Genomic DNA, 19,614 nt, shown 5'->3' with positions numbered 1-19,614 from the left:
CAACTGAGATAAAGGAAACACGAAGAGCCGGAGGCGATTCGATGTTGACTTATCGTAGGGCGGAGAGCGAAGGACACTAGCCGCTAGGGTGCTGGAGCTGGACAATTCTCGAAGCCAAAACTTATAAATTCTTATAGTTCAAAAAAAGGACATCCCCAAAGGGTCTGACCTCACGTTTAACACTCAATCTATAGTCGTCAATTAGGAAAAATTAGGCGATGGGTTGAGGTTGTGGGGTCTGACCCTTTGTTTTGGGACATCCTCTACTCTTTTTTATTTATGAATCCAAACTGCCCCAGCTGTATTGTCTTTTGCTTCGCCGATGACTTGGACCTTAATCGGATACTGAGACGGAACTTTTACTCCGGCATCAGGGATAACATTATTAATATAAGATTTTGTAGAATCGAATTCTGTTACACCTGGAAGCCCATTGTAATCGTAGATTCCGCGAGTTGGTGAGTTTACATCCCATTCAGGTGACTTGTCTAATGAGAAGGCGGCATCTGCGACTTGGTATCTTGTGCTCTGAATTGTTGTTGACTGTCCATTTAGCTTGCCGAAAAGTGCTTCAGGGTGAGAGTCAACTACACTTAGAAAGCCTTCTCCAGGGTGAACGCCGCCCCAGTTATCCGTGAATGTATCATCTGCATACCAAACTACTAAACCAGTATTATATGCGGCACCTCGGGAGTATTTTAAGGCAACGTCAGAACCGGCATAGTTTCTCCATTCTAGGTAGTAGTAGTGCGGCTTGTTAATCCAGCCGTCAGATACTTCAAAGCCATTTAATGTTACTTTAGCATTTCCTTCTGCATCGTCAGAGAATTTAACTTGTCCATCTACTGTTAAAGTAAGGTTATCCAGCGCGAAACCATCTGGAGCAAGACCGCCATCTGTTACATAATTAAATACAAGCTTCACTTTCTTGCCAGCAAATTGGCTTAAGTCTAGCGTTTTGTCTTCCCACTTGCCTTGAGAGGTTTCATAACCGCCTGCAGTATTTTCATCACCAATGACATCAAGTTCTGTGCTCTTGCCATCTTCTGTTACTGCATTTACATATAAGTAGTCATAATCAAATTCCACTTGATACCATTGCTTGTAATCAAATTTAGCTGAAGTTGCATTAGTTAAATCAAACACAGGTGTTTCAAGAACTGTATTAAGGTCATCACCTTTTGTACTGTAATAGTATTTTTTTCCAAATGCAGGTGTAATACCTGGAACCTTCTTATTAGGCAGGTTTACCTTCACGATACCTGGATTCTTAGATTTAGTAACACTCTGATCGATAAAAGTGGCTAGTCCATTTTTATCGATATCTTCATAGTTTACTTCGGAAATATTAGCCCAGTTTCCGCCAATTGTTTTCTGATAGAATTCCTTCACTTGTGGTGAAAAGCTTGGCGGCTGGGTACCTGCAATATGACCGCTCCAGCTGCCGCCGCTCATGATGGACCACTGAGCAACTGTGTCGCCGTTGCCGGTGTATTGAGTATCATACTCATCAGGAGCCCCTAAATCATGGCCATATTCATGGGCGAATACACCGACTGCTCCATCTTCAGGCTCGATTGTATAGTCATATGCTGCCATTTTTCCGCCCCAATAAGGTACCGTTGCTGTTGTATTAGCAACAGGATATACGCCGTTCAATACCCAGCGATGTGACCAGATGGCATTGTCCCCAAGTGCCCCGCCAGCCGCTTCTTGTCCAACACCAGCATGAAGTACCATTAAGTGATCAACTAAACCGTCCGGTTCATTTTGATTTCCGTCGCCATCAAGATCATATAAATCAAATTTGTCATAATCAGCTAAATTGATTCCTTTGGCAACCGCTGCATTAAGTGCATCCTTTACAAGGCCCCGCGGACCTTTTGTTCCCGGAGCATTATCATGGCCGCCGGCAGGATTATCGCTTCCATAATCAGCCGCGTTTCCTGGTACAGTCAGCCAATCTGAAACAGTGCCATCCACTGTATAGCTTCCACCCGATTGCTCTTCATAATATTGTTTGAAGGTTTTAACCTTATCACCATTGAAAAGGGTGAAATCTTCATTGCCAAACAACATTTTTTCATAGTGCTCTTTGTTGAAATCATCTGACCACATATAACCCGGTTCTTGTTCAATATTATTGTGTTTAAAGTCTGCATATTCTACTAAAAGAACAAGCACTTTATCTTCACGTACAGAACCGTCATAAGCTGCTTGTTTTGCAGAATCTACTTTTACTGCGCCAGTTGGCTTGCCTTTTTTGAAGTTTTCATGGCCTTTGTTAAGCTGCTGGGCAAGCTTGTCCTTTTGCTTCGTCAAAAAGTCATTTGCTTTTTGGTCCATTTCCTTCTGTTCTTTCGTTAAGGCTTTGTCTGTTTTGCCAGGCTTTTCACCTTGCTTCTTGGTTATGTAGGCCTTTGCTGCTTTTGTAATTTCTGCGGGTGAAGCATTCTTAGCGATAAGTCCTCTTTTTTGTAGTGCTTTACCTAGGCGATCAAAATCAACTACATTCAAATCAACAGGTGCCGATTCGCTTATTGTTGCAGCAGATGCCGGTTTTGGTGCTGCCGTGCTTCCAGCAAACGCCCCTGCGAACATGGTAGTTGCTACCATTGTACTTGCAGCTAGACTAGATAAGACTTTTAAGCTATTTTTCTTCTTCAACTGTTTATACCCCCTAATTTGTATATATTCTATCGTTCTACTAAAAGAACGATGTTTTACTAGTTTAGCAAAGGAGTATAAATATTGTAAATAGTTTAAATTAACTGATAATTATCGATAAAAAATGGATATTAAGCCCTAAAATAGTAAAATTACGCAGCCGATTATAGGCATTAAAACCCATATAATAGAAATTGCACACGGCTTTCAGTCTTCTTTTTAACCAATTAAATACTTTTTTACTAAATATATATACTTCGAATCTCGAAATTTAAGGAATTAGACCTATTTCAAAACACCAGCTAAAATTATTAGGTCTTCCGTCTCTTTTTGGTAGTCAATAAAGAACAACATAAATCAACAAAAGCCTTATCATCATTTGAACTGCCCCGTAAATGTTAGACACCATTCTAACGTTTACGGGGGTTTTTTTATGGCCAAATTTACAGTTGAAGAAAGAATACAAATTGTTTTACGGTATTTACATGGGATCGAATCTATCAAGGCGATTGCGCAGGAGGCAAAGGTATCCCTTAGTATTGTGAGTGGATGGATTCGACTTTATGAACAACAAGGTATAGAAGCTTTTCAAAAAAAATATACAAGCTACTCTCTACAGTTTAAAATGGATGTACTGAATTATATGAACGAAACGGGTACATCATCTTACGATGCAGCGGCTATATTCAATATTTCATCTCCTAGACTAATTCGAAATTGGAGAAGTAAATTTGAACAAGGTGGAATTGGTGCCCTAGAACAGAAGAAAAAGGGGCGTCCACCAGTGAAAAAGAAGGCAAAGAAAATCGATTCAAAAAGAACAATACCTGCAGAAGGGTCAGTCGAAGCACTACAAGAGAAAATCTCCCGATTAGAAATGGAAAATGCTTACCTAAAAAAGTTGAATGCTTTAGTTCAAATGCAGGAAAAATTACAAACAAAATCAAAGCGAAAGTAATTTTTGAACTAAAGTATCAGTATGAAGTCGTGGATTTAGTTGAAGTCGCTGACATTCCACGTAGTACGTATTATTATTGGGAAAAACGATTAAATCAAGCTGATAAATATGCCGAAGTAAAAGAAGCTATCAAAGTGATTTTCCATGAACACAAAGGTCGTTATGGTTACCGTCGTATAGCGAAAGAACTTGAGAAAAAAGGATTTCATCACGATCCGAAAACGATCAATCGTTTAATGAATGAAATCGGCCTAAAATGCCTGGTACGAATGAAAAAGTATCGTTCTTATAAAGGAAATGTAGGAAAAATCGCTCCAAACCTATTAAACCGCGATTTTTCTGCCGAGAAACTGAATCAAAAATGGGTAACCGATGTTACAGAATTCCACCTATTCGGTGAGAAACGTTACCTCTCACCAGTACTTGATTTATGTAACGGAGAAATAATCGCTTATACTGTGATGAAACGACCTGTTTATAAATTAGTTGGCGATATGTTAAATCAAGCGATAGAGCGTCTTCAACCTGGGGACCAAGTAATTCTCCATTCAGATCAAGGATGGCATTATCAAATGAAGCAGTATCAAAAAACATTAGAACAGCACCAGATTACGCAAAGTATGTCTCGCAAGGGGAATTGTTTGGACAATGCAGTTATTGAAAATTTCTTTGGCTTATTAAAGTCTGAACTTCTTTATCTACAGGAGTTTGATAGTATTGAGCATTTTGAAAAAGAATTAGAAGACTATATTCACTATTATAATCACAAACGAATAAAGGCAAAATTAAAAGACCTAAGTCCGGTAGAATACCGAGCTCAGGTCCTCAATGTAGCCTAAAATATTTGTCTAACTTTATTGGTTCAGTTCACATTCTATAAGGCTTTTGTTGATTTATTTATTCAGCTTTTTTTGCAATTTCACCCGTTAATTCATCAATACTTTTTCTCACGTTCGATTTGCCAGAGTAATTTTCAATCAGTTCTTTGACATCGATCCCACTTGAGGCCTTTAATGATTCCTGCAGACTCGCCATCAAGTTCGTCGCATAACTGGTAATTTTATTGGCACCGCCATTTGCTCCCGAGCCGCCGCCTGTATCGACAACTGTGATTTTATCAATATTGGATAATGGAGCTGCCACTTGCTTCGCATATTCAGGAAGCATTTTTATAATCATATCTAAAATGGCGGCCTGACCAAATTGCTCGAAGGCTTCAGCGATTTTTTCCTTGGCTTCTGCCTCTGCCAGACCTTTCAATCGAATAATTTCAGCCTCAGATGAACCCTGCGCCTTTTGTGCTTCAGCTTTTGCTTGACCGTCAAGACGAATCCGTTCGGCTTCTGCTTTTGCCATAGCTTCAATGCGATATTTATTGGCTTCCGCTTCAGCCATTTCTCTTGCTTTATTTGCGGCTGCAGATTGCTCAACGGAATAACGGTCGGCGTCGGCCTTTTTCTTTACTTCTGAATCATATTGACGTTCGCGGCGTTGGATTTCTTTTTCTTCTAATTCAATTTGTTTTTGTCTTTCAATAATCTTGATTTGCATTTCCTGTTCCATGACGTCCTGCTTTGATCTAGCAGTTTCTAGATCATAGGCTTGGTCGGCACGGGCTTTAGCAATATCCTGTTCACGGCGGAATTCGGCGACTTTCAACTGATTTATTTTTTCCGCCTCGGCAATTTCCGTCGCCCGCTCTAATTCATTACGCTTCGCCTCTTTAGCAGCTTCGGCTTTTTTGATACGGGTTTCTTTTTCCGCTTCCGCAGTTGCAATATCAGCATCTCTTTTAACCTGCGCGATTCGCGGCTTCCCAAGTGAATCGAGATAACCATTTTTATCGCGTACATCTTTAATGGTGAAGGATACGATCACTAAACCCATTTTAGCCAAATCTTGCGAAGCCACCCTTTGGACCTCTTGTGAAAATTTATCACGATTTTTATAGATTTCTTCCACCGTCATTGATCCAAGAATCGACCGCAAATGTCCTTCAAGAACTTCTCTTGCTTCATTTTCCCGATCTTCCTTCGGCTTTCCAAGAAACTGTTCTGCAGCGGTTGCTATTTCACTAATTGAACCGCCTATTTTGATAATCGCAACACCATCTGCCATAACGGGAACACCCTGTTCCGTGTAAACCTCCGGGGTTGTTACTTCTAGCTTACTAGATAGCAAGCTTAGCGGTTTAGCTTGTTGGAATACAGGTAAAATAAAGCTTCCGCCCCCGCGGATAATTTTAATTTTATTTCCCGACTCATCAACGTGGACACTGCCATTTCCAAGAAAGCTGCCTGTGACGATTAATGCCTCGTCCGGGCCGGCTGTTCGATATTTAGTTATAAATACACCGAGTAGTGCTAATAGAATAAGTGCGACAATTCCGATAATAACCCATATAATGCTAAATCCCATTTCTTAAAACCCCCCTAAAAAATTCTCTGTTTTTTGATGTACAGTCACTTCAAGGACACCATTTTTAACCTGAACAACAAGTACACTTTCGCCATTAGGGATCGAATCGCCATCAAAGCTTGACGCTGGTTTAGCAATTCGTCCACTTGTACTCTCAATCATTACTTCTCCAAACCCATCAGCAGGAATCGAAGTAATGACAGTTCCCACCCGTCCTTGCAAATCGGACTCTTTGTAAACAAGGGACTCCTCCGCAGAAGATAGCGGCACGAGCACAAATACATTGAGTAATGTAACAAGAATGAATGCTGCGACTGCAGAGATTCCCAGTATGAGTAAATAATGTAAAGATGATAGCCTCTCAAATAAATAACCGCTTGCAGATAAAATGGTTAAGAAGGCAAAAATTAACACAGGATTAAGGAAATCGAATCCGTCTCCTGCTCCATGAAAATGAAAAACATCTGCAAATAAAACATACAAAAAGGTTAAGATACCCGAAATGATCAGGCCGTACAAATAAATGGTTTCTAAAGGAATGCTGAATGGTTCCATGTGCATCAATCCTTTTTATTCATATTAAAAAAATAGGCAAAATTCCCGTTCTCCACCACTCCTCTTCCATCGGCATCAATCCCTTTCTATCTAGATATCTTTATTACGCTTAATTGATGGAAAAGTTTCATTATTTTTCCAAAAATATTTCCTATCAACTTAAACTTCGATAAAAAATTACAATTTCCTTCACGCTTCTGCGGTGACTTTGTGAACAATATCGTCTTTTTAGAAAAAAATAAAAAATGCCGTAGCAACTTGAGCTACAGCACCTTACTGAATCATATTCAAAAACTTCTTAGTTCGTTCTTCTTTTGGATGAGTAAAGATCTCATTTGGTTTGTTTCGTTCCACAATGACACCCTGGTCCATAAAAATAACCTCATCCGCTGCCTCACGGGCAAAGCGCATTTCATGGGTAACCACAATCATTGTCATACCTTCTCCAGCCAGATCCTTCATTACTTTTAATACCTCACCAACAAGCTCTGGATCAAGTGCAGAGGTTGGCTCATCAAACAGCATTACCTTTGGTTCCATGGCAAGGGCCCGGGCAATCCCGACACGCTGCTGCTGACCGCCTGATAGCTGGGCCGGATAATAATCCATTTTGTCGCCAAGACCCACTTTTGCTAACAAAGCTTGTGCCTTTTTACGAGCATTCTCTTTGGTCTCTCCCTTCACAATTACAGGCCCTTCCATCACATTCTCAAGGGCTGTTTTATGGGGGAAGAGATTATAGCTTTGAAAAACCATTCCAGTCAAACTTCTGAAGGAAGCAATATCTTTTTTCGGAACAGGCTTTGAAAAATCGAGACTCTGACCTTCAATCGAAATGACACCTTTTGTTGGTGTTTCTAGTACATTCAAACAGCGGAGCATCGTCGTTTTACCCGATCCGGATGGACCAATCACCACAACTACTTTTCCCTTTTGAACGTCCAAGTCAATCCCTTTTAATACTTCTAATTGACCAAATTGCTTATATAAACCTTTAATTGAAATCATCGTAAAACTCCCTTTTCCCCTACTTAATTAGATGTGTATCGGTCCAATCTTTTTTCCATAACTCCTTGCAGGACGGAAAGGAAAAAACAAATGACCCAATAAAGGAGTGCAGCTTCCGAATATACCAATAAAAATTCATAATTAGTGGCAGCAATCTCCTGGGCTCGGCGAAACATCTCCGTTACTAGTACAAGTGACGCGAGTGAGGTATCTTTTACAAGACTAATAAAGGTATTTGATAAGGGCGGTATGGATACTTTTGTTGCCTGCGGCAGGATAATTCTTCTTAACACCTGTGAATAAGACATTCCAATGGAGTAACCTGCCTCCCATTGGCCTTTTGGAATCGATAGAATCGCTGCTCGAATTACCTCCGATGCGTAGGCACCGACACTAAGGGAAAAACCGATAACAGCTGAAATGAACGGATTAAGGGTTACACCAATATTCGGAAGACCATAAAAAATAATAAATAATTGCACCAATAATGGCGTTCCGCGAATCGCTGAAACATAAACCCTGGCAATCCTCTGAAATACTTTAACATGTGAAATTCGAGCAAGAGCTGTTAAAACGGCCAATAGCAAACCAACAATAAACGATATAATCGTTAATGGAATCGTATTTGTAATAGCGCCCTCCAGCATCGGCTGGAGGGAAGTTTTAGCAATATTTATTAATCGCTCTGTTCTTTCTGGGTCAGCAAAAATACTATTTAAGTACATCTACACCAAACCATTTCTCAGAGATTTTTTTGTAGGTACCATCATCAACCATGTCTTTTAAAGCCTTGTTGACTTCATCTACAAGTGTGCCACTGTTCTTTCTAAACATAAAACCACTTACAGACGCATCGTCCGCTTTTGCAACAATCTTAATCGGCGCATCTGGCTTTTGCTTTGTATAATCTAAGAAAGCAATATTATCATTGACGGTAACATCCACACGTTTTTGGGCAAGCAACTCAACTGCTTGTTGGAATCCTTCTACGCCTACTAGGTTAGCGCCATTCTTTTTGGCTATATCGGCATAGTTACTTGTTAATGATTGAGCTGAATTTAATCCCTTAATGTCCTCAAATGCCTTCACCTTATTATTATCTTTTGAAGTGATTAACACCGCAGATGAAGTAATATAAGGATCAGAGAAATCATATTTTTCCTGACGGTCTGGGCGGATCCCTACTTGGTTGGCAACCATATCAAAACGCTTTGCATCAAGACCGGCAAACATTGCATCCCATTGCGTTTCCTTGAACTCCGCTTTCACGCCTAAACGCTTAGCCACTTCCTCAGCAATCTCCACATCAAATCCTGTTAATTTGCCGCTAGTATCATGGAATGTAAATGGAGAATATGTACCTTCCGTACCAATGACAAGCTTTCCATCCTTTTTTACTTTAGCTAATAAATCTTGGTTAGCTTTTTCTGCTGTTTTGTTATCAGCTTTATTTGTATCTTTGTTGGCATTATCAGACTTGCCGCATGCTGAAAGTACAACTATAAAGCTTAGTAATAGTGCAAAAATGATTGATAATTTTTTCATGTTGTTAATCCCCCTAATTCTTAGTGTTTTTCTAGGATTTAATAATCATATTACATCCAATACATTCTGTCAAAGGATTTATTCCCTGGGAATACGATTATTCTACCCGTATATAAAAAATAAAAACCTATCAGAAAAAATCTGATAGGTTATGCTGATCACATCAGTGTACATGCTGATTAGATGCTTCCCTTTTTTTATTTCCACCACACATCAAACATACTGGCAGGAAGTCTGCGCTTATGTTCTGTAACTATATAGCGTTTTTCAACTTTTTCGGCAATTTCCGGTGAAACGGTTTTTCCTTCAAGGTAATCATCTAGTTCATCATAGGTGATTCCTAATTCTGTTTCATCCGCTTGCCCAGGCTTTTGATCAAGCAAGTCTGCGGTTGGAACCTTTAGATAGAGGCGTTCATCTGCCCCAAGCTCCTTCAGGAGGGCTTTCCCCTGTCTTTTGGTTAAGCCGGTGAGCGGTAGGATGTCGGCACCGCCATCTCCATATTTAGTATAGAATCCTGTTACGGCTTCTGCTGCATGATCTGTCCCAATTACAAGCAGACCTTCCATTCCGCCAACTGTATATTGGGCAATCATTCTCATCCTCGCCTTAACATTCCCTTTATGATAATCACGAAGCGGTTCACCCTTAATACTGGTGTCATATTCCCTTTGAACTTCGTCAACTGCTCCTTTAATATTAAAAACTTCCTCCCGATCTGCACGAATAAAAGCTAATGCGCGCTTCGCATCCTCTTCATCCTGTTGAACCCCATATGGAAGACGAACGGCAATAAACAGTGTATCCGTTCCTTCCTTGCGCAATTCCTCCACAGCCATCTGGGCAAGCCGCCCGGCAAGGGTTGAATCCTGACCGCCGCTAATCCCTAATACAAATCCCTTTGCCTTAGTTTTTAGCAGGTAATTTTTTAAAAAGTCAATTCGCTTCCGGATTTCCTCATGTGGTTGAATCGTTGGAGTCACGTTTAACTCCTTCATAATTTGTGCTTGTAAACTCATTTATTTTACCTCCACCCCAAAGATTGATATAAATGTAATGTACCACAATTTGTCTCATTTTAACTAAATCCAATTAGCAAAATGAAGAAATAGGGCAATATAATGGAAAGTGGAAAGCAACTTGGAGGGATGTATCAGATGGAAGCAAAAACATGTAATGAGTCAAGAGTAGTGAGAACAAGCAGGATTTTTCCTAATGATGTAAATAACCACAACACTTTATTTGGCGGAAAACTAATCAGTGATATTGATATGGTAGCCTCTATTTCGGCTACAAGGCATTCCAGGGCGGAATGCGTTACAGCCTCAATTGATTCAGTTGACTTTCTAAGTCCGATTACCCCAAAGGACTCCGTTTGCATTGAGACTTATGTCTCTTCGACCGGAAACTCTTCGATGGAGGTCTTCGTCAAAGTGATTGCCGAGAATCTCATCTCTGGCGATCGAAAAATTGCCGTTACAGCTTTTTTAACCTTCGTCGCCTTAGATGATAATGGAAAACCCACCAAAGTTCCGAACATCATTCCCGAAACCGAAGAAGAGAAAAAACTTTATGAAACAGGAAAAGAACGGGCTGAAAAGCGGAAAGAACACCGCAAAAACAGTAAAGAACTAGCAAGTGTACTAACCAGCCATAAACCGTGGGAATAAGAAAAGCGGAAGCGCCCTGCTCAGCGGCGTATGGCCCGGAGCCTCTCCAACTGAGATAAGGTGAAACTTCAATCAGCGAACGTTCTTCTCGCTGATTGTTAGTTGAGCCGATCGGGTTCTTACGGGCAGTTGAGAATCTACTGCCCGTTAAACGCGATAAAGGAAACACGAAGAGCCGGAGGCGATTCGATGTTGACTTATCGTAGGGCGGAGAGCGAGGGACACTAGCCGTTAGGGCGCTGGAGCTAGACAATAAGAAAAGCGCAAGCGCCCGTTTTGTGGTTACTCAAAAGGGTCAGACCTCGTGCAGTCTGACCCTTTACTCGTTTATATCTTATTCTTTTACTGGTTCCTTACGTTCTTGCCAAGTCATCACGTCATCCTCTTCATCAATCTCGATGGAGACATCGACGACTCCTCTTTCGGCCATAATCTTTTCATGCAACCGGTCTTTAATATCATCGGCCGCTGCGACAGTTAACCTAGGGTCAATTTCAATTTCCAATTCAACATGCAGGTCTTCGCCCTCTTTAATGACCGTAATATCTTGAATATCCTTCACATCAGGATCTTCCATAACAAGCACACCGATTTTATTTTCCATTTCCTCATCTGATTGTCCAATAACCCCGGCAGCATTGTCTAAAAAGACTTTTCCGACTACAAAAAACATCATAGCACCGATCAGAACGGAGGCAATCCCTTCTAATTGAAGGAAATTAGTATAGTGGGAAATCACCACAGCGATAATCGCTAACAAACCTCCCAAGGTGGCGACGGAATCCTCCAAAAACACAAGCTTTGTGGCCGGTTTTGCTTTCCCCAAATTGGCTAAGCTTTTCGTAAACACATTTAATCCAGTCGCCTCAACTCCGACTTCATGGAGAATTTCTTTCATCGCTTTAAATAATACAAACATTTCAAGCAGAGTAGCTACTGCCAAAACAAGAATATTAATGAGAAACCCGCCAGACTTAGTAGGATGAACGATATGATGATAGCCCTCCTTGATCGTTTCAAAGGCCATAATGCCTACGATTAATACAGCTCCTAAGAGGACAAGATTGACTAAACGGCCAAACCCATTAGGGAATTTTTCGGTTGGTGCCTTTTTACTCAAAGCCGATCCAATAAATACAAAGAACTGATTAGCGGCATCACCAAGGCTGTGCATTGTTTCCGCAAACATGGCCACATTCCCTGTAAACATGAAGGCCACGCCTTTTATAATCGAAATCACTGTATTAATAATGGCGGCAAGCAGGGCTGATTTATTTCCTCTTTTTAATAATTGAAGTAATTCTCCCATCGTATCCTCTTTTCTTTTTGGATAATATATTTCGTTGGCGGGACTCGATATTAGAATTTTGTCCTTTTTCGCAATGGTTATGAAAGGTTGTTTAACACCAAATATAACCTGTTATTTCTTTCATCCTGTTCCTCTACCGAAGCTAAATCATATTTTTTCAACAAATGGAATACTTCATTCAAAATTTCTTGTGTATGTTCATTTGCAAAAAACTGATTGAAGAGGGGCTTCATTTCCACTGGCAAAAAAGCGGCCTGAGATTCGTATTTATTTTTTACATCCTCCTGCGTATGATCTAACTTGCATTCGCTCATTCATAAATCCCCCTTTACTATGTATTACCAATAGAATAGCAGAAAATGAATCAAAAGAAAAAAGCCCAAATCGATGGACTTTTTTTACTTATCATTTTTATGATCCGTTACTTCTAAAACATCCAAAAGGAACACGAACACAGGAATTCCTATAATCAGACCCCAGACACCAAAAAAGTGCTCGGAGAAAATTAACACAATAAACGTGTAAAAGACAGGTAGATTTGTTTTTGAACTCATTAAGTTAGGATTTAAAATATAGGCTTCGATGCCATGAATGATTGCAATTGCAATCGCTACATAAAGAACTTTTATTAAGCCGCCAATACTATAGGCGATAATCACAAGCGGAATTAACGAAATAATCACGCCAGCAACCGGGATTAAGCCCAAAATGAAGATCATAATCGATAATCCGCCTAGCTGTGGGAAATCCAAGAGCCAGAGGAAGATGGTTGTAAGAATGCAATTCACGACAGCAATGATTAATTGAGCCTCAATCACCTTACCGAATGTTCCAACAAATTTACGAGCAAAAAATTCAACTTCTACGTAGATGGAGGAAATTTTACTCGTTCTAAATTTCTTTGTAAATTCAATTAACCTTGGTTTTTCTAATAAGCAGAATAAGCTCAACAATAGAGCTAACAAGACTTGTAGGGTAATTTTACTGATATCTGTAAAATACTTAATTAAGAAGGTGAACCCTTGTTCCAAGTAACTGGAGATTTTGATTTCCTCAAGTCGCTTGAAGACATAATTTAAAATAATATTGTCGTGTTTTGCGGTATAAAAAGCAGTTAACTGCTTAATTAAGGCTGTAATTTCTTCCACAATCATTGGCAGGTACATAACTAAACAATAGGAAAGTAACCCTACAATACAGGCATATGAAATCACAACAATCAACTTGCGATTGAGTGGGACCTTTCCTTCAATGAATTGGACTAACCGATCCATTAAAAAAGCAAAAATAAACGTGAGTAAAATTAAATTAATCATCGAACTCATTGCATATAAAATAATCGCAATGATTACAAAAATGGCTATTCTTTTAAATCCGCTGCTTTGCATTAATTTATTTAACATAGGCAATTATCGAACCCCAATTTTTTTTACTAACACACAGGTGGAAAAAAATTTCACTACAAGTTTATTATAACAAATCGTTAGGTATTTTGTCCCTATTAGCTTGTTTTTAATTTTTAAATTGAACAGGGGTCATCGAGCGATCAATGGCTTTACCTTCATAGCCTTGCTTGGTTAAGTAATCAAGCAATTGTGGCAAATGAGCTAACGTTTCTTTTCTTTCATGCAAAAGAATCACGATTGGTCCATTATGGTTAGCTAATTTATTTAATTGCTGAACCACACTATTAACATACCGAGCATCCTTATAATCCCAGTCCCGGCTGTCAATATTCCAGTCCCACATCAAATAGCCATTATCATGAACAGCCTTTCTATATTCATCCTTCATATATGGAACGCTGCCATAAGGGGTTCTCATGATAAATGAATCAATCCCGGATATTTCTTTTAACGTGTTTCGGTTTTGGGTCAATTCACCGATCACAGAATTCACAGATGCATAAAATACCTTCGGATTGTGTGAAACACTGTGCAGACCAACCGTCTCTCCAGACTGAACCATTAATTTAACGGCATCCGGATATTTTCTGATATTGCCGTCAATCATAAAAAATGTGGCTTTGTAATGATATTTTTCCAAAAGCGCAATAATCTCACCAGAAAATGATGCCGGTCCATCATCAAATGTGAGATAGACGGTTTTCTTCGTACCAGCGTTTGCAGGTTGTGTATTATTTTGCCCAGAATTAGCTGGTGGTGTAGTATTTTGTCCAGAATTAGCCGGTGGTGTAGTATTTTGTTTCGATTTGGCTGGTGGTGTAGTATTTTGCCCAGGCTGTGCTTCCGGTGATTCCTTCGCAGGTGGTTGAGCCGATGCTGAATCGTCTTTGCCAGGTTGTGCTGGTGCACCTGTCTCCGGTGGTGTTTCAGGTACCTTACTATTCTCTCGTTCTTTCATATTTCGCCATTTAATTGCCTGTTCTTGCTGTTTGTGCATCCGTTCTTTTTCCTGCTGTAGATCTTTTGTATCCCTTACAATTGTTTGTGACATTGGTCCTTTTGCAAGCGCCCGATTGATAGGTTCATTTTTTTGATGATTAATAGAAGTACTTGCAGCATTTGCCTGCAGATAATGGCTTACCATAATCCCAGCAACCAAGAACCCAATAGCAATAATGACAACTAATGCCCTTTTTGACCATCCGCTTTTTAGATTCCCCATTGTTCATACCCTCTTTGATGTTTTTTTCCTTTCCCATTATAGACGAAACATAACTCGAATTGTTTCGAATCTATTAAAAATATTACAATTCTATTAAAACAAGTGGAAATTAACAGGAAATTCGACAACAATTTAGGACATTATCATATTATTTTCAACATTTCTAGGATTTTCCTGCTTTTTACCAGTCCATTATATCAACAATTACTTAAAAAAGGTGACAATGTGAGAAATTAAATCAGAAATTTCAAAATGGTGGACAGGCAAATTCTGTTCTTGTGTGACATACATATCATTGAAGGAGATTTTCTAAGGCTAAAGAATTCCTCTTATTTTTTTGCCACGGAGGTGAAGTTTGTGTCAGGCGGTCTTAAAGCACTGCTTTACATTTTATCTTTTTTTATTCCTGTTGTCGGTATTATTCTAGGAATTATTTGGATGAATGACCAGGATCCAGAAAAGAAAGGTATCGGGAAAACTTGTTTGATCATTGGAATTGTCGCATGTGTGTTGAGTTGTATCTGTTGGTTTGCCGCATCGGCCTTATCGATTGCCCCCGCGTTTATGACAGGATATTAAGAAAAGCGGAAGCGCCCAATTTTTATCATCGGAAAAATTGGGTTCTTCCTTATAGGAGTGATTATACTTGATACAAGAAATTTTAAACTTCTTCGGAAGAGCGATCTGCCACCAACTCGAAGAACGGTCACTCCATGCTTCAGGAGAACCACTGTCCGTTTGCGCCCGTGACACGGGCATTTATATTGGCATTTTTTCAACCCTCGCTTATTTACACCTATTCAAACGCAAAACAAAAATCACCATTCCTTCTATTAAAATAAGTTTCGTTCTTTTATTATTTATGGCGCTCATGATAATTGACGGCTTAGGCTCCTATCTCCATCTATTTGAAAGTAATAATGTACGGAGATTGGTGTCAGGCACCAGCTTTGGTTTGGCATTGCCTTATTTTTTGTATCCGTTGGTTTTGGGTCGGGCACTGGTAAATGGGAGTGAGCCAGTTATAAACAAGCGGATGGATTTTTTTGTTCCCGTCCTTGCAGCGGTCGGAATAGGCGGGAGCGCTTATGGAGGATGGGTTCCTTACTATGTTTTAGATGGAATGATTATTTTGAGTATGATTGTCTGGTTTAGCTTATGTGGTTCGTTTCTATTTTCACGAGTTCAAAACCATACAATAAAGTCGGGCTTAGCATTTCTTTGTAGTTTAACCTTTCTTTCTATCCTTTCAGTACTACATAGCTTGGTTATTTTGTGAATAAAAAAAGATAAAAATAAGTAGTTTATACCCAGGGATTTCTTTGAATCCCGCGTTCGTTTAGACTTATATTGAAAGTTTAATTATTGAGGCTGATTCAAAATGGCCATCACTCTAATGACTATTTGAGTCGGTCTCATCTTTAAATGTTTAGCTTCTCTGATATAATACCTCTAAGATAATATTATGATTCCATGAAGAATGATTTGCACTAAAGATAAACACCAAAGTATTGATTCGAAGTTTAGAACATTAATTGAGCAACGGAGGAAAACATGAACAACATCAAAGAATCTTTAATCCCTGAACTACGCAAAATAGAAACGGATTTTCATCAAGCACTAATGCAGTTAGTTGACATCCCTAGTGTGATCAATGAAAACGAGGGAGATTTTCCATTTGGTAAAAATATTGATCTGGCCCTTCGTAAGACACTTGCAATCTGTGAGCAGCTGGGGTTAAAAACGTACTATGACCCGAAAGGTTATTACGGCTATGCGGAAATCGGTGAGGGTGCTGAAATGTTGGGAATCCTTGGACATCTGGACGTCGTCCCAGCAGGCAGCCTTGAAGAATGGGACACACCGCCCTTTCAGGCAACAATCAAAGATGGAAACATGTATGGCAGAGGGACACAGGATGACAAAGGACCGACAATAGCTACCCTTTTTGCGGTCAAGGCCTTAATGAATCTTGAGATCCCTTTCCATAAAAGAATTCGTTTTATTTTTGGAACAGATGAAGAAACACTTTGGCGCTGTATGAACCGTTATTGCGAACTTGAAGAAATCCCAAGCATGGGCTTTGCTCCAGACTCCGTTTTCCCGCTCGTTTTCGCCGAAAAGGGATTGTTGCAGGTGCAATTAGAAGGAAAAAGTGAAACAAGCCTGCGTATCAAAGCAGGTAATTCATTTAATGCGGTGCCTGACACCGCTCGTTATGCTGGTAAAAAGCAATCAGAATTAAAGGCTGCCTTGGACGAGCTAGGATTCCCCTATGAAACAACCGAAAATGAAACGGTTGTCCTTGGAAAAGCAGTCCACGCTCAGGTTGCAGAAGAAGGTATTAATGCCATTAATCGTTTATTAATGGGATTGAAGCAGGTTGGGTACACGTCGAAAACCCTCAACTTCATCACTGACTTAATTAAGGAAGATGCCTTTGCTGTAAATATTTTCGGTCAGTGTGAAGATGACGTTTCAGGTAAGTTGAAATTCAATGTCGGAAAAATTGAGGTAAACGAGGGAATGGAGCGGCTGTCGATTGATATGCGCATCCCGGTGACAGTGGATAAACAAGTGGTTGTCGACCAACTAACACTGGCTGCCAAGCAATATGGTTTAACCTATCAAGAATTCGACTATTTAAAATCCATCTATGTACCGAAAGATCATTTTTTAATCCAAACATTAATGAAAGTGTATCAAGAGGTAACAGGTGATTTGGTCTCTGAGCCGCTTTCTTCCGGCGGGGCTACTTATGCAAGAGCGATGGACAACTTTGTATCGTTTGGGGCTATTTTTCCCTATCAAACCAAAACAGAACATCAGCCAAATGAACACATCGAATTAGATGAAATGTTTAAGGCGATGGTAATTTATGCAACAGCTATTTATGAATTAACACGATAGGAAATATGGAGGCCTGACTCCTGATGTGTGAATTTTTGCCGCATATAGGGTCAGGCACTTTATTTGTTTATATCATTTATTTGTAGGCCTTCACTTGTAATAGTGTTTCTAAGTCGACAATTTCAAAGTTCTTTTCTTGTAGTGCTTGGATCATGAGTGGTAAGGCTTTTTCGGTTGCAATTTTATCTGAATCAGAGTGCATTAAGATGATGTCGCCATTTCGAACATTCTCCGTAACATTTTTGACAATATTGCCAGCTTCTTTTTGCGACCAGTCGAGTGTGTCGATAGACCAAAGGACAAGCGAATATTCTTTCTCTTGCGCAATGTCTGCAACTTTAGCATTAACATCCCCATATGGCGGACGAATGATGGCAGGTTCTTTTCCAATCAAAGATTTTATCGCTTTTCCAGCTTGATCCATTTCTGTCTGAAGCTCTGCTGTTCCCAACTTTGTTAATTCTACATGATGGTAACTGTGGCTTAGAACCAAATTTCCATTATCATAAGCCCTTTTTACCACCTCAGGATAAACGTGCACTTTGCTGCCAATAAAGAAAAAATTCCCCTTTACATGATTTGCAGCTAAAATATCGATTATCGCTGGCGTAATGGTGCCATCCGGACCATCATCAAAGGTTAAACTAACCTGTTTTTTATTTGGACCATTCACATACACATTTTTCTGCCCTTTTGAAAATAACACCACTTGCTTTCGCCAGGCTTGCATTTTTTCCCAAGCTTGAGCAGTCAGCTGATTCGAGCGTCCTTTAATATCTAGATGATAATCCAGCTTTGAGCTTGTTGTTTCATCGACAGAACGTTTTTGGTTAAAAACAGAGATGTGGTCAACGCCGTTTCCAGTCTTCGGGATGATAAATTTGAGGTCGGCTTTTGCACTAACTTCGTAAACATAGATGGTATCATGATCGGTTTCCCGAACTTCAGTTGGTTTACCTAGTGCTTCTTCAATCATTTTGTATGTGACTCTATTTAAATCTTGTGAGTAGGAACGCACATCAAATATTTCCCCTGCTGCGTTATACCCAAAAACCACTTTCTTTTGATTATAGGTCGCATAGTAGCCCTGACCCGCTTGGTCAACTTTGTCTGGTTCTCCCCATTCCGTTTTCACTTCGTTCATCTTACTTTCGAAAACACTAAAGGGACTTTCCAAAACCATCCCGTTAATGGCCTTTTTCTTAACTTTTTCTAGTTTCGATATGGAAGGGTTCACTTCTTTAGGCTGTACCTCATTTTGTTTAGGTGGGACTTTTTCCTTTGGAGCAGAGATATCCGAAGCACAGGCCGTTAAGATGGTGGCAAAAGATACTACTAGTATGACTAAGAAAACTCTTTTTATTTCGTATAAAATTTTATCTAGCATTCCTCTATGATTAGCCATATTCTCCCTTTCCTTTTTACGGAATTATATCATATGATTATTAGAATTCATTTTTAGTAACAAAAAAAGACAAGCATCTCTGTGTAACTTAAATTGAATAATTGTTTTAGTATAAATCAAAAAGATGTCACCCCCTCTCTTTTTAATTAAATTTTCTAACTTGTAATATTATATTATTTTATTTATATTATTTTATTTATATTATTTTATTTATATTATTTTATTTATATCACATACATGTTTATGCCGATATTGGTGATTACGGCCAATGAAATGTATCAACCTCGACATATACTTACCATACTTACCACTGAGTAACAAAAAATGTACCAGCAAATGACAGGTGTTTACCACTTCATACCTTCTGAATGATAAAAGTTAAAAATCCATAGTTTTTTGAATCGGAAATGTTATACTTTTTGTACAAATCTGATTGATTTTCAATAAGATCAGACTTCCACAAACGGGCCATTTAATTGAATATGGAAATTGATAATCTTCTCTTAAATATAAAAAGGTTAGAAAAAAGGTAAAGAAAGAT

Annotated in this window: 16 protein-coding genes and 2 pseudogenes; 6 read left to right on the top strand and 12 right to left on the bottom strand. The window is 39.3% G+C overall.

All coding sequences use genetic code 11. The features are described from left to right. Positions 1–273 precede the first annotated feature (273 nt). On the bottom strand, positions 274–2,616 hold the full coding sequence (locus tag AC3ANL_RS05065) for an immune inhibitor A domain-containing protein (RefSeq protein WP_488329656.1): 2,343 nt from the start codon (positions 2,614–2,616) through the stop codon (positions 274–276). Between the two features lie 484 nt (positions 2,617–3,100). Here AC3ANL_RS05065 and AC3ANL_RS05060 point away from each other — a divergent pair. Both AC3ANL_RS05060 and AC3ANL_RS05055 read left to right on the top strand, forming a co-directional pair. Beyond that, positions 3,101–3,388: pseudogene (locus AC3ANL_RS05060) on the top strand (helix-turn-helix domain-containing protein); the annotation flags it as partial. A gap of 80 nt (positions 3,389–3,468) precedes the next feature. Then, a pseudogene (locus tag AC3ANL_RS05055) lies at positions 3,469–4,464 on the top strand (IS3 family transposase); the annotation flags it as partial. Between the two features lie 58 nt (positions 4,465–4,522). Here AC3ANL_RS05055 and floT read toward each other — a convergent pair. From floT to nadE, 6 genes are all read right to left on the bottom strand, one after another. Beyond that, the gene (gene floT, locus AC3ANL_RS05050; protein ID WP_488328173.1) at positions 4,523–6,043 is read right to left on the bottom strand and encodes a flotillin lipid rafts scaffold protein FloT; all 1,521 of its coding nucleotides are present in this window, start codon (positions 6,041–6,043) and stop codon (positions 4,523–4,525) included. A 3-nt stretch (positions 6,044–6,046) separates the two neighbouring features. Next, positions 6,047–6,598 (bottom strand): NfeD family protein, encoded by a 552-nt coding sequence (locus AC3ANL_RS05045; protein ID WP_488328172.1) that lies wholly within the window; start codon positions 6,596–6,598, stop codon positions 6,047–6,049. Between the two features lie 273 nt (positions 6,599–6,871). After that, positions 6,872–7,606: an amino acid ABC transporter ATP-binding protein gene (locus AC3ANL_RS05040; RefSeq protein ID WP_488328171.1), complete on the bottom strand. Its 735-nt coding sequence runs from the start codon at positions 7,604–7,606 to the stop codon at positions 6,872–6,874. A gap of 23 nt (positions 7,607–7,629) precedes the next feature. Beyond that, positions 7,630–8,331 (bottom strand): amino acid ABC transporter permease, encoded by a 702-nt coding sequence (locus tag AC3ANL_RS05035; RefSeq protein ID WP_488328170.1) that lies wholly within the window; start codon positions 8,329–8,331, stop codon positions 7,630–7,632. Further along, positions 8,318–9,151 carry an amino acid ABC transporter substrate-binding protein gene (locus AC3ANL_RS05030; RefSeq protein WP_488328169.1) on the bottom strand — a complete coding sequence of 278 codons (834 nt, stop codon included), beginning with the start codon at positions 9,149–9,151 and terminating at the stop codon, positions 8,318–8,320. Before AC3ANL_RS05030 ends, AC3ANL_RS05035 begins: the two co-directional genes overlap by 14 nt. A gap of 197 nt (positions 9,152–9,348) precedes the next feature. Then, positions 9,349–10,170: an NAD(+) synthase gene (nadE, locus tag AC3ANL_RS05025; RefSeq protein WP_488328168.1), complete on the bottom strand. Its 822-nt coding sequence runs from the start codon at positions 10,168–10,170 to the stop codon at positions 9,349–9,351. A 138-nt stretch (positions 10,171–10,308) separates the two neighbouring features. Here nadE and AC3ANL_RS05020 point away from each other — a divergent pair, with 138 nt between their 5' ends. Further along, complete coding sequence (locus AC3ANL_RS05020; RefSeq protein WP_488328167.1) at positions 10,309–10,821, top strand: acyl-CoA thioesterase; 513 nt, start codon at positions 10,309–10,311, stop codon at positions 10,819–10,821. Between the two features lie 334 nt (positions 10,822–11,155). On the opposite strand, the gene AC3ANL_RS05015 is transcribed toward AC3ANL_RS05020, so the two are convergent. The 4 genes from AC3ANL_RS05015 to AC3ANL_RS05000 form a co-directional block, all read right to left on the bottom strand. Beyond that, a complete protein-coding gene (locus AC3ANL_RS05015) occupies positions 11,156–12,130 on the bottom strand; it encodes a cation diffusion facilitator family transporter (protein ID WP_488328166.1) in 975 nt (324 codons plus the stop codon). A gap of 77 nt (positions 12,131–12,207) precedes the next feature. After that, positions 12,208–12,444: a hypothetical protein gene (locus tag AC3ANL_RS05010; RefSeq protein WP_488328165.1), complete on the bottom strand. Its 237-nt coding sequence runs from the start codon at positions 12,442–12,444 to the stop codon at positions 12,208–12,210. An 84-nt stretch (positions 12,445–12,528) separates the two neighbouring features. Further along, positions 12,529–13,533: an AI-2E family transporter gene (locus AC3ANL_RS05005; RefSeq protein ID WP_488329655.1), complete on the bottom strand. Its 1,005-nt coding sequence runs from the start codon at positions 13,531–13,533 to the stop codon at positions 12,529–12,531. Positions 13,534–13,642: 109 nt separating this feature from the next. Then, on the bottom strand, positions 13,643–14,758 hold the full coding sequence (locus tag AC3ANL_RS05000) for a polysaccharide deacetylase family protein (RefSeq protein ID WP_488328164.1): 1,116 nt from the start codon (positions 14,756–14,758) through the stop codon (positions 13,643–13,645). 357 nt (positions 14,759–15,115) lie between these two features. Between AC3ANL_RS05000 and AC3ANL_RS04995 the strand changes: the two genes are divergently transcribed. The 3 genes from AC3ANL_RS04995 to AC3ANL_RS04985 all read left to right on the top strand — a co-directional run bounded on the left by AC3ANL_RS04995 (position 15,116) and on the right by AC3ANL_RS04985 (position 17,668). Next, positions 15,116–15,337, top strand: coding sequence for a hypothetical protein (locus AC3ANL_RS04995; RefSeq protein ID WP_488328163.1), 222 nt, complete (start codon positions 15,116–15,118; stop codon positions 15,335–15,337). 67 nt (positions 15,338–15,404) lie between these two features. After that, positions 15,405–16,037, top strand: coding sequence for a DUF2085 domain-containing protein (locus tag AC3ANL_RS04990; RefSeq protein WP_488328162.1), 633 nt, complete (start codon positions 15,405–15,407; stop codon positions 16,035–16,037). Between the two features lie 275 nt (positions 16,038–16,312). Continuing rightward, on the top strand, positions 16,313–17,668 hold the full coding sequence (locus AC3ANL_RS04985; protein ID WP_488328161.1) for a M20 family metallopeptidase: 1,356 nt from the start codon (positions 16,313–16,315) through the stop codon (positions 17,666–17,668). 76 nt (positions 17,669–17,744) lie between these two features. Here the strand turns inward: AC3ANL_RS04985 and AC3ANL_RS04980 are convergent, their stop codons facing one another. Further along, the gene (locus AC3ANL_RS04980; protein WP_488328160.1) at positions 17,745–19,073 is read right to left on the bottom strand and encodes a DUF4309 domain-containing protein; all 1,329 of its coding nucleotides are present in this window, start codon (positions 19,071–19,073) and stop codon (positions 17,745–17,747) included. Positions 19,074–19,614 lie beyond the last annotated feature (541 nt).

The organism is Neobacillus sp. DHD-1R (assembly GCF_057747995.1).
Note: the sequence above shows the minus strand (reverse complement) of the source record. Positions and strands in the feature narration are given on the sequence as shown.